Raw genomic sequence first — 13,492 nt, 5'->3', positions numbered from 1 at the left:
CGGCCGTGTTGCCGGTCGGAAACGCCGGAACTCCGCGTCTCGAGGCTGGCCGGCTGCGCTATCCCACCCCCGTCGGCCCATCCAGCGTCAGCCGCACCCGCCGCGCCAGCTCCAGGCGGCGGTAGGGCTTGTTGATGATCTCGAACTCGCTGCCGCCGGCATCGGTCCGCTCGATCGAGGCCTCGGCGTAGCCGGTGGTCAGGAGCACCTTGATGCGCGGCTGGCGCTCGCGGGCGGCGCGGGCCAGCAGCACGCCGTTCATGCCGCCGGGCATGATCAGGTCGGAGAACAGCAGGTCGACCGTGTCGTGGCCGTCGAGGACGTCCAGTGCTCCTTGCGCGCCGTGCGCCACCAGGACCGTGTAGCCGAAATCCTCCAGGATCACCTTGGCGGTATCGGCGACGTCGGGCCGGTCGTCGACCACCAGGATCGTCTCGGTGCCGGTACGGTCCGTGGCCCGCGGCGCCGGCCGGCGCTCGGCGGTCACGGCCTGGTCGGTGGCCGGGAAGAGCAGGCGCACGGTGGTGCCCCGCCCGGGCTCGGAGGCGATCCGCACCGTGCCGCCGGATTGCCGGGCGAAGCCGTACACCATCGCGAGGCCGAGGCCCGTGCCGCGCCCCTCGTCCTTCGTGGTGAAGAACGGCTCCAGCACCCGCGCCAGGATCTCGGGCGGCATGCCGGTGCCGGTATCCTGCATCTGCACCACCGCGTAGGGGCCCGGCCGCACCATCAGGACGAGCGCCGTCTCGTCGTCGACGGTCAGGTTCTCGGTCGTGATCGTCACGGTGCCGCCGCCCGGCATCGCGTCGCGGGCGTTGAGCAGCAGGTTGAGCATCGCGACCTCGGCCTGGGTCGGGTCGATGCGGCAGTTCCACAGCTCGGGCGACAGGTCGGTGCGGACCACGACGTGATCGCCGAGCGTGCGCCCGCTGATCTCGTTCATGCCGCGCACGAGGGTGTTGAGGTTCACGGCGCGGCCGTCGAGGCGCTGCTTGCGGGCGAAGGCCAGGAGCTGGTGGGTCAGGCTGGCGGCGCGGTCGGTCGCGGCGCGGATCGCCGCGCCGGCGCCGAGCAGCCGGGCGACGTCGATCGTCGGGTGCTCGGCGAGCGCCAGCACCACGTCGGTATAGCCGCTGATGACCTGCAGCAGGTTGTTGAAGTCGTGCGCGATGCCGCCGGTGAGCTGGCCTAAGGCCTCCATCTTCTGGGCCTGGTGCAGCGCCAGCTCCGCGTCGCGCCGGCGCGACACGTCGAGCTGCGAGCCGAAGAAATAGACCAGCTCGCCCGCCTGATCGTAGACCGGCGAGACGAACAGCGCGTTCCAGAAGGTCGAGCCGTCCTTGCGGTAGTTCAGGATCTCGGTGGCGATCTCCTTGCGCTCGGCGATGGCGCGGCGCACCTCCGCCACCGTCTCGCGGTCGGTCTCGGGTCCTTGCAGGAAGCGGCAATTGGTGCCGACCAGCTCGCCCGGCGTGTAGCCGGTCATGCGCAGGAAGGCCTGGTTGGCGAAGACGATCGGGTTGTCCGGCTGGTGCGGGTCGGTGACGATCATCGGCATCCGCGTCGTCTCGACGGCGGCGAAGAAGATGTCCGAGTGGGTGTCGGTCACGGCGCGCGGGCCGCGGGCCGTCACGGCGGGCCCGAGGCCGCCGAGATCCGGCTTCTCCGAGATGTCGACCATCAGGAACCCCCGTGCCGTCGGCTGAGCCACACGGGATCGCGGTCCGGCCCCCGTTACGGGAGGTTAAATAGGCACCGGGGCGGGATATCAACAGACACAAACATATGGTGCACGATTCTTGAAAGCGCGACTTTGTCGCGGAATCGTGCCGGAACGGTTTGCCGCGATCGGGAACGGTCGATGTCTGACACGCGACTCCGATCCTGGGCCGTGCCGGCGCCGTCGGTCCGGCCGTCCGGCAAGCCGATTTTTGCCGTGGCGACAGGTTGGGCCCGGGGCTAGGCTCCGGCCCATCCGCGCCGCTCAGCGAACGAGGTCGCCCATGCCGCCCGCCACCGTCCCGGACGTGACCTTCCACACCCGCGTCAGGAACGATGCGCTCGGCGGGCCGAATCCGTTCGAGTGGAAGGACGTCACCTCCGCCGCGGTGTTCGGCGGCCGCAGCATCGTGCTGTTCGCCGTGCCCGGCGCCTTCACGCCGGCCTGCTCGGACGATCACCTGCCGGGCTACGAGCAGCATGCCGGCGACTTCGCCGCTTTGGGCATCGACCAGGTCGTCTGCCTCTCGGTCAACGACGCCTTCGTGATGTACCAATGGGCGAAGTCCAAGGGCATCGAGAAGGTGTTCATGCTGCCGGACGGCAACGGCGACTTCACCCGCCAGATGGGCATGCTGGTCAGGCGCGGCCGGCAGGGGATGGGGATGCGCAGCTGGCGCTACTCCATGCATGTCGAGGACGGCAGGATCGTCAAGATGTTCGTCGAGCCCGGCTTTCGCGACGACCCGCCCGGGGTCGGCCTCAAGGTCTCGGATGCCGGGACGATGCTCGACTACCTGAGGGGCCGGTAAGGCGCGGCCGCCTTCAGATCCGCAGTGCCTCCACGAAGGCGCGGAAGGCGGCGCTCGGCTGGCGGCGGCTCGGATAGTAGAGGTGGTTGGGCGGCAGGACCGGGGCCCAGCCGGCCAGGACCTCGACGAGCGCGCCGGTCGCGATCTGAGCTTCGACGCAGGGCTGCGGCAGGCTGGCGATGCCGAGGCCGGCGAGTGCGGCGTCGCGCATCAGATCGACGTCGTTGGTGACGAAGGCGCCCGGCACCGTCCGCTCGAACCGGCGCCCGCCGCCGGAAAAATCCCAGACGTGGATCGTGCCGGACGAGGTGTAGCGGTAGCACAGGCAGCGGTGCCGGCCGAGGTCGTCGGGCCCCTGCGGCGGCGCAATGCCTGCGAGGTAGGCGGGGGCGGCCACGAAGACGAGCGGCACCGGATCGCTGATGCGGACCGAGATCATGTCGCGCTGGAGTTCGCCCTCGTGCCGGACCCCGCAATCGAACCGCTCGGCCACGATGTCGACGAGGCCGTCATCGACCACGAGCTCGACCGCGATGTCGGGATACGCGGCCGCGAAGCCGGCGAGGCGCGGCAGCACGGCGTGCACGGCGGCCGTCCGATGGGCGTTCACCCGGACGCGGCCGGCGGGCCGCGCGCGGGACGAGGCCAGGGTCTCGAGGGCGCCCTCGACGGAGTCCAGGGCGGGGCGGAGGCTCAGCAGCAGCTCCGCGCCGGCCTGCGTCGGCGCCAGCGAGCGCGTGGTCCGGTCGATGAGGCGGGTGCCGAGCTTGTCCTCGAGCGTCCGCATCGCGTGGCTGAGGGCGGAGGCCGACAGGCCGAGCCGCACGGCGGCCCGCGCGAAGCTGCCGGCCTCGACGATGGCCGCGAAGACGGCGAGCCCGGACCAGAGATCGCGATCCACTGCTGAGAATCCTTCAGCAACCCGTGCGGTGCGCCCCGTCTAATCGGCGGGCCGGCCCCGGTCCATCCTCGCCGCGTCTCGCCCCCGGATCGGTCGCGGCCCCGCGCCGACGAGACAGGAGACAGGCCCTGATGGACCTCCAATCGTATCGCGCCCTCGGCCGCTCGGGGCTCCTCGTCAGCCCGCTTGCCCTCGGCACCATGACCTTCGGCACGCCGCGCTGGGGCCTGGACGAGGCCGGCAGCCGCGCGGTGTTCGACCGCTACGTCGAACTCGGCGGCAACTTCGTCGACACGGCCGACGTCTATGCCGGCGGCCGGTCGGAGGACATGGTGGGCCGGCTCGTGGCGGAACGCGGCCTGCGCGAGCGGCTGGTGATCGCCACGAAATCCGGTTTCGCGACCGGCCGGGGCCCGCACGAGGGCGGCAACGGCGCGCGGCACGTCCGCGCCGCCCTCGAGCGCTCGCTGGCACGGCTGCGCACCGACTTCATCGACCTCTACTGGGTCCATGTCTGGGACGGCCTCACCCCGGCCGAGGAACTGCTGGAGACGATGACGGGCCTGATCCGGGCGGGCCGCATCCGCTACTGGGGCCTGTCCAACACGCCCGCCTGGTACGTGGCCGAGGTCGCCACGCTGGCGCGGCTGCGCGGCGGGCCGATGCCGATCGGGCTGCAATACTTCTACGCCCTCGTCGAGCGCGGGGTCGAGAATGAGCACGCGCCCCTCGGCCGGGCCTTCGGAATGGGCCTCGTGCCCTGGAGCCCGCTCGCCTACGGCCTCCTGACCGGCAAGTACGACCGCGCCGCCGTCGAGGCCGGCCCGCCGCGCCGGGGCGGCGTGCCGAACGAGGCGGCAGGGCCGGGCGAGCGCCCGGCGGGCGGCCGGCGGCTCGACGGCGACAATCCCTTCGGCGACACGCTGTTCACCGAGCGCAACTGGGGAATCGTCGACGCGCTCAGGCGCGTCGCCGCCGAGGCCGGCGAGACGCCGGCCCGCGTGGCTCTCGCCTGGGTGGTGGGGCGGCCGGGCGTCGCCTCGACCCTGATGGGGGTGAGCCGGACCGAGCAGGTGAGCGACAACGTCGCGGCGCTCGGGCTGAGGCTGTCGCCCGAGCACGCGGCGGCGCTCGAGGCCGCGAGCGACGGCACCGCGCCGATGCTCTACGGGCTGTCGCGTCCGCCGCTGCGCAACCAGGTCGTGTTCGGCGGCGCCGACGTCCGGGGCTGGACCCCTTGAGCGGTCACGCCGTCCGGCCCCGTCCCGCCGCCAGCACGATCCGGGCGGCGCTGCGGCTCGGATCGTCGCCGTCGGGCAGCCGCATCGCGGCGTCGAGGCGGGCGAGCGCCGCGTCCTGCGCCGCTCGGGCCGGGCCCTCGGGCAGGAGGGGGCCGAGCGCCGCCGCCAGGCGCTCCGGCGTGCAGTCGGACTGGATCAGCTCGGGGATGGCGTTCTCGCCCAGGATCAGGTTCGGCAGCACGATCGTCGGCACCTGGATCAGGCGGCGCACGATCACCTCCTCGATCTTCGGCACCTGGTAGGCCACCACCATGGGCACGCCGGCCAGCGCCAGCTCCAGCGTCACGGTGCCGGAGGCGGCGAGCGCCGCCCGCGCCCGCCGGAAGGTCGCGAGCTTGTCGGCCTCGCCGTCGATCAGGCGCGGGGGCACCGGCCAGGAACCGGCGAGGCGCTCGATCAGGGCGCGGTGGCGCGCCACCGCCGGCAGCTCGACCGTGAAGGCATGGCCGCGCGCCCGCACCTGCGCCAGGGCGGCGCCGAAGATCGGCATCAGCCGCTCGATCTCGGAGCGGCGGGAGCCCGGCAGCACGGCGAGGACGGGGGAGGGGGCCTGCCGCGCCTCGGCCTCGGCGGGGCCCGGCCGCAGCTCGCCCAGGCGCTCGATCAGCGGGTGGCCGACATAGGTGCAGGCCGGACCATTGAGGCGCCGGTGGGCGTCCGGCTCGAAGGGCAGCAGGGCCAGCACGTGGTCGATATAGCCCCGCATGGTCTTCGCCCGCCACGGGCGCCAGGCCCAGACGCTCGGGCTGACATAGTCGACCACCGCCAGGTCCGGCAGCTGCCGGCGGACCCGGCTCGCCACCGCGTGGGTGAAGCCCGGGCTGTCGATGATGACCAGCACGTCCGGACGGGCCGCCACGCAGGCCCGCACGGTCTGGCGGATGCGCCGCATCAGCAGGCGGATCCGCGCCGCCACCGCGAGGTAGCCGATCACCGCCACGTCCTCGAGGGGAAACAGCGAGGCCATCCCCTCCGCCGCCATGGCGTCGCCGCCGACGCCGGCGAGCGCCAGGGGGCGGTCCGAGACGGCGCGCAGCGCGCGGATCAGCTTGGCGCCGAGCTGGTCGCCGGATTCCTCCCCGGCCACCAGCCAGATCGTGAGGGGACGCTCGCTCACGCGTTCGGCTCCGGATCGGGCGTCAGGCCGAGGAGGAAGAGGCCGAGCCGGTCGGCGAGCGCCACCGTCTCGGGCCGGTCGAGGACCAGGGTGTCGCCGGCCCCGACCGCGAGGCCGGTGCAGCCGGCCTCCGCGGCGCGCTTGACCGTGCGCGGGCCGATCGCCGGCAGGTCGACGCGCAGGTCCTGGCCGTCCTTGGGCAGCTTCACCAGCACCATCCCGGCGGGCGGGCGGCCGAAGCCCAGGGGGCGCCGGGCGAGCGCCCGGGCCCGGGCGAGCATCCGGTCGGTGCCCTCCGGCCCCTCGACCGCCAGCACCCGCCGGCCCGCCACCACGGCGGCCTGTCCGACATCGTGCGGCGACAGGCTGGCGAGGAGGGCGCGGCCGGCCGCGACCGAGCCTTGCGCCGTCTCGTCGGGCACGAGGGCGCCGAAGCGGCCGGCCGGCGCCATCAGGTTCGGCGCGAGCTCGCGCACGCCGAGCACCGGCAGCCCGTGCTCCTCCAGGAGGGCGAGGACGCCGCGCAGCAGGTGGTCGTCGCCGCCCGAGGCGAGCGAGCGCAGGGCCTCGCGGTTGCGGTAGGCGGCGAGCGTGTTGAGGAGGGCGGCCGGGCTCGGCCGCGCCACGGCGCCGGCCAGCGTCACCCCGGCGGGCGTCCAGGCGCTCAAGGTCTCGAGGGCGCCGCGCACGTCGAGGAGGTCGACCGTGGCATCGGCCCGCCGCCGGGTCGCCGGATCGGCGAAGCCCCGGATCGCCAGCACGCGGCAGGAGCGCCCGGCCCGCTCGAGGGCGGCGGCGATGAGGAGCGGCAGCCGCCCGGCCCCGGCCACGATCGCGACCGGGCCCGCCGGGCTCGGGGCCGGCGCGGTTGTCGCCGCCGCGGCTTCCATCACGCCGCGCACATCAGGCGGCCCCCGGCGCCTCGCGCGGCGTGCAGACCGAGCGCTTGCCGCCCTCGCGGATGAAGGCCAGGATCTCCTGCACGATCGGATGCTGGTCGAACTCCGCCGCCACGTCCTCGACCCGCTCCATCAGGGTGCCCTCGAGGGCGAAGAGCAGGCGATAGGCGCGGCGCAGGGCGTGGATCTCCTCGCGCGAGAAGCCGCGGCGCTGCAGCCCGATGATGTTGAGCCCCGACAGGTGGGCGCGGTTGCCCACAGCCATCCCGTAGGGAATGAGGTCGTTCTCGAGCCCCGAGAGCCCGCCCACGAAAGCGTGCGGACCGACCCGGGCGAACTGGATCACCGCGGCGCCGCCGCCGAGGATCGCGTAGTCGCCGACCTGGCAATGGCCGGCCAGCATCACGTTGTTGGAGAACACGACGTGGTTGCCGACCCGGCAATCGTGGCCGACATGGCTGTTGGCGAGGAACGCGCACCCGTCGCCCACCACCGTGGCGAGGCCGCCGCCGGCGGTGCCGGGATTCATCGTCACGCCCTCGCGGATCTGGCAGTCGGCGCCGACCGTGAGCGTCGAGTCCTCGCCGCGATACTTCAGGTCCTGCGGCGGGTGGCCGATCGACGCGAACGGGTAGATCCGGGTGCGCGGCCCGACCGTGGTGCGCCCCGCCACCGCGACGTGGCTGACGAGCCGGACGCCGTCACCGAGCACGACCTGCGGCCCGACATGGCAGAACGGCCCGACCTCGACGCCGGCGCCGAGGACCGCGCCGTCCTCGACGACCGCACTCGGGTGGATGCGGGTCTCCGCACCCTCGCTCGTCTGGATCTCGCTCATTCGGTCACCAGCATGGCACCGATCTCGGCCTCGGCGACCAGCGTGCCGTTGACCTTGGCCTCGCCCTTGAACCACCACATGAAGCGGCGGTTGCTCGTCTTGCGCATGTGGTACTCGACCACGTCGCCCGGCACCACCGGCTTGCGGAACTTCGCCTTGTCGATGGTCATGAAGAAGACCTTGCTCGGCTTGGCGTCGCCCTTGAGCTTGTGGGCGCAGCAGATCGCGCCGGCGGTCTGGGCCATGCCCTCGATCAGGAGCACGCCCGGGAAGACCGGGGCGGCCGGGAAGTGGCCGGTGAAGTGCGGCTCGTTGATCGTGACGTTCTTGATGCCGATGCAGCTCTCGTCCCGGTCGATCTGCACGATCTTGTCGATCATCAGGAACGGGTAGCGGTGGGGCAGGAGCTCCATCACCCGCAGGATGTCGGCCGTACCCAGCTCGGCAGGCATCTCGGTCATGGTGTCAGGCTCCCTCATGGCTGCTTCATGGCCGCCGGACCGGTGCGATCCGGTCGCGTCGACGGTGCGTCGTCTTTGGCGAGAAGACGCGCGGATGCAAGCCTTTTGCGGCGGGAGCGCGGCAGGCGCGCTCCGCGCGCCTTCAGCCCTCGCCGGCCTCGTCGCGGCCGCGCGCGGCGAGCTTCTTGAGCGTCGTCATCTCGCGGAACCACTCGCGCACGGGCTTCGCCGGGGTGCCGCCCCAGCGCGCGCCCGCCGGCACGTCCTTGTTGACGTTGCTCGATCCGGCGATCTGGGCGCCCATGCCGATGCGCAGGTGGCCCACCACCCCGACCTGTCCGCCGAGCACGACGTAGTCCTCGAGCGTGGTCGAGCCCGAGATGCCGACCTGGGCGACGATCACGCAGTGGCGGCCGATGACGACGTTGTGGGCGATCTGCACCAGGTTGTCGATCTTGGTGCCCTCGCCCACCACGGTGTCGCGGCTGGCGCCGCGGTCGATCGTGGTGTTGGCGCCGATCTCGACGTCGTCCTGGATGATGACCCGACCGACCTGCGGCACCTTGAGGTGGCCGCCCGGCCCCATGGCGAAGCCGAACCCGTCCTGGCCGATCCGGGCGCCGCCATGGACGATCACCCGGTTGCCCAGGAAGGCGTGCAGCACCGAGGCGCCCGGGCCGATGGCGCAGCCCCGCCCGATCCGCACCCCCGGCCCGACGACGCAGCCCGCCGCCAGCACCGTCTCGGTGCCGATCTCGGCCCCGGGGCCGATCAGCACGCCGGGATCGACCACCACGCCGGGCTCGAGCCGGGCGCTCGGATGGACGAAGGAGCCCGGGGAGATGCCGGTGGCGGCAAAGAGCGAGGTCGGGCGCGCCGCGCTCGGGAACAGGCGGGCCAGCACCTTCGCGAAGCCGCGATAGGGCTGGGGCGTCACCAGCGCGATCGTACCGGCGGGCACCCGGGCGGCGAAGCGCGGCGAGACCAGGCAGGCGCGGGCCCGGGTCGCCGTCAGCGCCTCGGCGTACTTGGCATTGTCCATGTAGGCGAGGTCGTCGGGCCCGGCGCTCTCGAGGGGGCTCGCCGCGCGGATCACCGCCTCGCCGTCGGCCTCCGGCGGCAGGGCCGCGCCGGAGAGCGCCGCGACCTCGCGCAACGAGACGGGGCCCGCGAGGGGGAAGAAGACCGGTTCCGACATCACGCGCATCCGCTGGGGCCCGCCGGGCCATGACACGGCCCGCGGAGGGGAGGGCGCCCGGACTAGCGGGTTGCGCGGAGGGGCACAAACGAAAACGGCCGCGGGCGATCCCGCGGCCGTCGATGGAGGAGGGGGCGAGCGCCCCCTGGTCTTAGAAGCGCGAGCCGCCCGAGAAGCGGAAGGCCTGCGTCTGGTCCTTGCCGACCTTGCCGAAGAACGTGCCGTCCGGGCCGTACACCTTCTGGCCCTCGTCCTTGGAGAGGGCATAGGCGTAGTCGAAGCGGATCGGGCCGAGCGGCGAGTTCCACAGGATCGAGGCGCCGATCGACGAGCGGATCGTCTGCTTGTCGCGCACGTTCACGCATTCCGGCTCGACGCCGATGCTATAGGCGCTGAAGTTGCAGCCCGTGGCGCTGTAGCCGTTGATGAAGCCGTCGCCGTTGACGTCGAAGGCGCGGCGGCCCTTGTAGCCGAACAGCGTGCCGGCATCGGCGAACAGCGCGCCCTTCAGGCCGAGGTCGCGGGGAAGGCCCCAGATCGGGAACTGCACCTCGACCGAGGCGCCGACATAGGTCGTGCCGCCGACCGCGTTCGACCGGGCGTCGCCCGACCCGACGTCGCGCGGGCCGATGCCGTTCGGCGCGAAGCCGCGCACCAGCGACGGGCCGAGGAAGAACTGGTCGGTGACGCGGAGCGTGTTGCCCTCGGTCGGCAGGACGTGGCCGCCCTGGAACTTCACGAAGCCGACGACGTCCTCCCACAGCTCCTTGTAGTAGCGGGCCTCGCCGGTGACGCGGAAGAACTTCGAGTCGCCGCCGATGCCGGCATATTCGGGCTTCACCTCGCCGTAGAAGCCGTTGCGCGGCAACTGCAGGTTGTCGAGGGTCGAGTAGGCCAGGGTGACGCCGGCGAGCGAGGTCAGGGTCGACCCGACTGCCTCCTTGAGGGCGATCGAGGCCTCGCCGTCATAGGCGCAGTTCGGATACTTCGCCAAGCCGCCGACGTTCTGGCCGTTGATGATCGTGCCCGGATCGTAGGTGGCGGTGTAGCCCGGGATCGGGATCGAGCAGTCGTTGTACGGCCGCTTGAGCGTGTTCGGGATCTTCAGGTCGGTGTTGTAGATCGAGTAGCGCAGCGTGATGCCGAACTCCTCGGTGATCGGCAGGCCGAGGCGGAGCTGGCCGCCGACCACGTCGGTCACGTAGCGCGAGTAGCGGGTCTGGTCGCTGTACTTGTTGAAGACGTCGAATCCGGCGGCCAGGCGGTAGCCGAGGAAGTACGGCTCGGTGAACGAGAAGTCGACGCCGCGGGTGTACTGGCCGGCGGTGCCGGCGAGGCGGACGTACTGGCCGCGGCCGAGGAAGTTCGATTCCGAGACCGAGACCTCGCCGATGATCCCGTCCGCCGTCGAGTAGCCGCCGGCGACCGAGAACGAGCCGGTCGGTTGATCCTCGACGTCGATGTTCACGATCACCCGGTCGGGGGCCGAGCCGGGCTCGTTGGAGAACCGCACCTTCTTGAAGAAGCCCAGCCCGTTCAGGCGCCGCTCGGCCCGGTCGACCAGGACGCGGTTGTAGGCGTCGCCCTCGGTGAGGTCGAGCTCGCGCCGCACGACGTAGTCGCGGGTGCGGGTGTTGCCGCGGACGTTGATGCGCTCGATGTAGACCTTCGGGCCGTCCTCGACGATGTAGCCGAGGGCGACGGTGCCGGTGGCGCGGTCGCGCTCGCCGGTCGGGCGGACCTGGGCGAAGGGATGTCCGGCGCGGGCCACCGAGGTGGTGACGCCGGTCAGCGTCTTCTCGACGTCCTCGGCGTTGTAGACGTCGCCGACGCCGGTGCGCAGCTCGTCGCGCAGCACGGTGCCGTCGACGCCCGGGATGCGCGAATCGACCGAGACCGCGCCGACGCGGTACTGCTGGCCTTCCTCGACCGTGATGGTGATGATCCAGCCGCCGGCGGCGTCGTCGAAGCGGGCATCCGCCGAGGCGACCCGGAAGTCGGCATAGCCGTTCTTCAGGTAGTAGCGCCGGATCAGGTCGAGGTCGTTGGCGAGCCGGTCGGGGTCGTAGACGTCCGAGGTCTTGACGAAGCTGAGGAGGTTCATCTCCGACAGCGTCATCAGGTCCCGCAGCCGGCCGTCCGAGTAGACCTGGTTGCCGACGAAGCGGATCTCCTTGACGCCGGTCTTGTCGCCCTCGTCGACGGTGTAGACCACGTCGACGCGGCCGTTCGGCAGGTCGACGGTGCGGACCGTGACCTTGGCCAGGCCGCGGCCGGCGCGGCGATAGACCTCGCGGATACGCTCGAGGTCGGAATTCACGGTCGCCTGGCTGTAGGGGCCGCGGGACTTCGACTCGACGATGCTCTCGAGCGTGCCCTTCTCGACCTTCTTGTTGCCCTCGAAGACGACCCGGTTGATCGTGTTGTTCTCGCGCACCGAGACGATGATGCGCCCGCCCGAATGCGACACCCGCACGTCCGAGAACATGCCGCTGGCGATCAGGTTGCGGCGGCCCTCCTCGGGCGACACCCCGACCACGTAGGAACGGACGGTCTCCGCGTCAATCCGGCTGTTGCCCTGAACGACGATCTGCTGCGCGAAGGCGCTGCCGCTGGCGGCGATGGTGGCGGCCATGACAATGGCGCCCTTCACCGACGCACGCCGGCGCTTACCCGTCATCGACATCATCAAATGGCCCGTCTCATTTTTGTCGGCACGGGTTTGCACCCGCAGACGAACGCCCTCTCGCGAGGGGCGAAGGTCCCCTGGTCCTAGTCCGCTTCTATCGGGATTCCCTGGCGAAGCAAACGCCACGCTCCCAGCCGACCGGGATTTTGCCCAGACGTGGCCTTCCTGTCACGGGCTGCGGCCAAGCTTTTCACGCCGCAGGGTCAGCGCAGGGTGAATCGCACGCCGGGGCGGACGCCCCGGAATGGAACAAATTTTAGGAAAATTGGCTGGAATCGGCGAAGGACCGCCCGCCTCCGGCGAACGGTCCCCAAGCAGGAGCGCGCCCCGCCTCAGGTGCCGCGGTTGAACGAGGCGCCGATATGCAGGATGTCGTTCCAGGTCGCGAACAGCATCAGCATCAGCACGAGCGCGAGGCCGATGCGGAAGCCGATCTCCTGCGCCCGCTCGCTCAAGGGCCGGCCGCGCACGATCTCGACGGCGTAGAACATGAGGTGGCCGCCGTCGAGCATCGGGACGGGAAACAGGTTGATCAGCCCGATCGAGACCGACAGCACCGCGATCAGGCCGACCAGGGCGCCCATGCCCCCGACCTTCGCGGCCTGTCCCGAGACCCGGGCGATGCCCATCGGGCCCGAGAGCTGGTCGGCCGATTCGCGGCCGGTGATCAGCTTGCCGATGTAGTTGAAGGTGCGGTCGACCACGAAGTAGGTCTCGGTGACCCCGATCTTCAGCGAATCGAGCGCGCCGTAGCGCACGAGCTTGACCTCGGCGGCGTCGCGCGGTCCCTGGATGCCGAGCCGCCCGATCCGCTGGGTGCCGAACGGGGTCTTCTCCTCGAAGGTGTCCGGCGTGGCGGTGAGCGGCGTGGTGACGCCGCCGCGATCGACCGTGAAGGCGAGCGCATCGCCGGCGGCGCCCGAGACGGTGCGCTGCATGTCGGCGAAGTTGTGGATCGCGCTGCCGTTGATCGTCAGCACCACGTCGCCGGGCTGGAAGCCGGCGCGCTCGGCGGCGCTGCCGGGCTGCACCGCCGAGACCCGGGGCGCCACCTCGTAGCGGCCGGTGGCATAGACCGCGCCGGCGAAGACCGCGATGGCGAGGAGGAAGTTGGCGATCGGCCCCGCCGCCACGATGGCGACCCGCTTCCAGACGTTCTGGGCGTGGAAGCTCACCGCCCGGTCGGACGGGTTCAGGCGCGCCATCGCGTCCGGGTCCGGCACGCTGGCGCCGTTCATGTCGCCGACGAACTTGACGTAGCCGCCGAGCGGGATCGCCGAGAGCTTCCAGCGGGTGCCGCGGCGGTCGTTGAAGCCGACGATCTCGGGCCCGAAGCCGATCGAGAAGCTGGTCACCCCGACGCCGCACCAGCGCCCGACCAGGAAGTGGCCGAGCTCGTGGATGAAGACCACGACGGTGAGGACGAACAGGAACGGCACGATGTAGCCGAGCAGGTTCGTCGTCGCCCCACCCACGACGTTGAGCAGATCCATGGTCACCTCGATGCGGCGCGGCGGGCTCTCCCTCGGCCCGTCGCGGCCGCCTTGCCGGACCTCA

11 protein-coding genes are annotated in these 13,492 nt (G+C 71.7%); 2 read left to right on the top strand and 9 right to left on the bottom strand.

Features of this window, described 5'->3' with window-relative positions; translation table 11 throughout:
• Window positions 1-58 precede the first annotated feature (58 nt).
• Complete coding sequence (locus tag EU555_RS12295) at window positions 59-1,681, bottom strand: hybrid sensor histidine kinase/response regulator (protein WP_135414937.1); 1,623 nt, start codon at window positions 1,679-1,681, stop codon at window positions 59-61.
• 322 nt (window positions 1,682-2,003) lie between these two features.
• On the opposite strand from EU555_RS12295, the gene EU555_RS12290 reads away from it, so the two are divergent.
• Complete coding sequence (locus EU555_RS12290; RefSeq protein WP_135414936.1) at window positions 2,004-2,531, top strand: peroxiredoxin; 528 nt, start codon at window positions 2,004-2,006, stop codon at window positions 2,529-2,531.
• A 13-nt stretch (window positions 2,532-2,544) separates the two neighbouring features.
• Here EU555_RS12290 and EU555_RS12285 read toward each other — a convergent pair whose 3' ends face one another.
• On the bottom strand, window positions 2,545-3,432 hold the full coding sequence (locus tag EU555_RS12285; RefSeq protein WP_135414935.1) for a LysR family transcriptional regulator: 888 nt from the start codon (window positions 3,430-3,432) through the stop codon (window positions 2,545-2,547).
• Window positions 3,433-3,563: 131 nt separating this feature from the next.
• Between EU555_RS12285 and EU555_RS12280 the strand changes: the two genes are divergently transcribed.
• Window positions 3,564-4,673, top strand: coding sequence for an aldo/keto reductase (locus tag EU555_RS12280; RefSeq protein ID WP_135414934.1), 1,110 nt, complete (start codon window positions 3,564-3,566; stop codon window positions 4,671-4,673).
• Between the two features lie 4 nt (window positions 4,674-4,677).
• On the opposite strand, the gene lpxB is transcribed toward EU555_RS12280, so the two are convergent.
• From lpxB to rseP, 7 genes are all read right to left on the bottom strand, one after another.
• Window positions 4,678-5,850: a lipid-A-disaccharide synthase gene (gene lpxB / locus EU555_RS12275; RefSeq protein ID WP_167858524.1), complete on the bottom strand. Its 1,173-nt coding sequence runs from the start codon at window positions 5,848-5,850 to the stop codon at window positions 4,678-4,680.
• Window positions 5,847-6,740 carry an LpxI family protein gene (locus EU555_RS12270; RefSeq protein WP_135415113.1) on the bottom strand — a complete coding sequence of 298 codons (894 nt, stop codon included), beginning with the start codon at window positions 6,738-6,740 and terminating at the stop codon, window positions 5,847-5,849. Before EU555_RS12270 ends, lpxB begins: the two co-directional genes overlap by 4 nt.
• Before the next feature lie 13 nt (window positions 6,741-6,753).
• Window positions 6,754-7,587, bottom strand: coding sequence for an acyl-ACP--UDP-N-acetylglucosamine O-acyltransferase (lpxA, locus tag EU555_RS12265; protein WP_135414933.1), 834 nt, complete (start codon window positions 7,585-7,587; stop codon window positions 6,754-6,756).
• On the bottom strand, window positions 7,584-8,039 hold the full coding sequence (gene fabZ / locus EU555_RS12260) for a 3-hydroxyacyl-ACP dehydratase FabZ (protein WP_425339871.1): 456 nt from the start codon (window positions 8,037-8,039) through the stop codon (window positions 7,584-7,586). Before fabZ ends, lpxA begins: the two co-directional genes overlap by 4 nt.
• A 151-nt stretch (window positions 8,040-8,190) precedes the next feature.
• Window positions 8,191-9,246 (bottom strand): UDP-3-O-(3-hydroxymyristoyl)glucosamine N-acyltransferase, encoded by a 1,056-nt coding sequence (lpxD, locus tag EU555_RS12255; protein WP_135414932.1) that lies wholly within the window; start codon window positions 9,244-9,246, stop codon window positions 8,191-8,193.
• A gap of 151 nt (window positions 9,247-9,397) precedes the next feature.
• Complete coding sequence (gene bamA, locus EU555_RS12250; RefSeq protein ID WP_135414931.1) at window positions 9,398-11,935, bottom strand: outer membrane protein assembly factor BamA; 2,538 nt, start codon at window positions 11,933-11,935, stop codon at window positions 9,398-9,400.
• A 332-nt stretch (window positions 11,936-12,267) separates the two neighbouring features.
• Window positions 12,268-13,428, bottom strand: coding sequence for an RIP metalloprotease RseP (gene rseP / locus EU555_RS12245; protein WP_135414930.1), 1,161 nt, complete (start codon window positions 13,426-13,428; stop codon window positions 12,268-12,270).
• Window positions 13,429-13,492: the final 64 nt, after the last annotated feature.

The organism is Methylobacterium nonmethylotrophicum, from assembly GCF_004745635.1.
Taxonomy (GTDB): domain Bacteria; phylum Pseudomonadota; class Alphaproteobacteria; order Rhizobiales; family Beijerinckiaceae; genus Methylobacterium; species Methylobacterium nonmethylotrophicum.
This window is presented reverse-complemented; position numbering and strand designations above follow the sequence as displayed.

Excerpts from the sequence above, each read along its gene's own strand:
- rseP (WP_135414930.1), bottom strand. The coding sequence starts at position 13,428 with ATGGATCTGCTCAACGTCGTGGGTGGGGCGACGACGAACCTGCTCGGC.
- EU555_RS12295 (WP_135414937.1), bottom strand. The coding sequence starts at position 1,681 with ATGGTCGACATCTCGGAGAAGCCGGATCTCGGCGGCCTCGGGCCCGCC.
- lpxA (WP_135414933.1), bottom strand. The coding sequence starts at position 7,587 with ATGAGCGAGATCCAGACGAGCGAGGGTGCGGAGACCCGCATCCACCCG.
- EU555_RS12280 (WP_135414934.1), top strand. The coding sequence starts at position 3,564 with ATGGACCTCCAATCGTATCGCGCCCTCGGCCGCTCGGGGCTCCTCGTC.
- lpxD (WP_135414932.1), bottom strand. The coding sequence starts at position 9,246 with ATGTCGGAACCGGTCTTCTTCCCCCTCGCGGGCCCCGTCTCGTTGCGC.
- EU555_RS12270 (WP_135415113.1), bottom strand. The coding sequence starts at position 6,740 with ATGGAAGCCGCGGCGGCGACAACCGCGCCGGCCCCGAGCCCGGCGGGC.
- bamA (WP_135414931.1), bottom strand. The coding sequence starts at position 11,935 with ATGATGTCGATGACGGGTAAGCGCCGGCGTGCGTCGGTGAAGGGCGCC.
- fabZ (WP_425339871.1), bottom strand. The coding sequence starts at position 8,039 with ATGCCTGCCGAGCTGGGTACGGCCGACATCCTGCGGGTGATGGAGCTC.
- EU555_RS12290 (WP_135414936.1), top strand. The coding sequence starts at position 2,004 with ATGCCGCCCGCCACCGTCCCGGACGTGACCTTCCACACCCGCGTCAGG.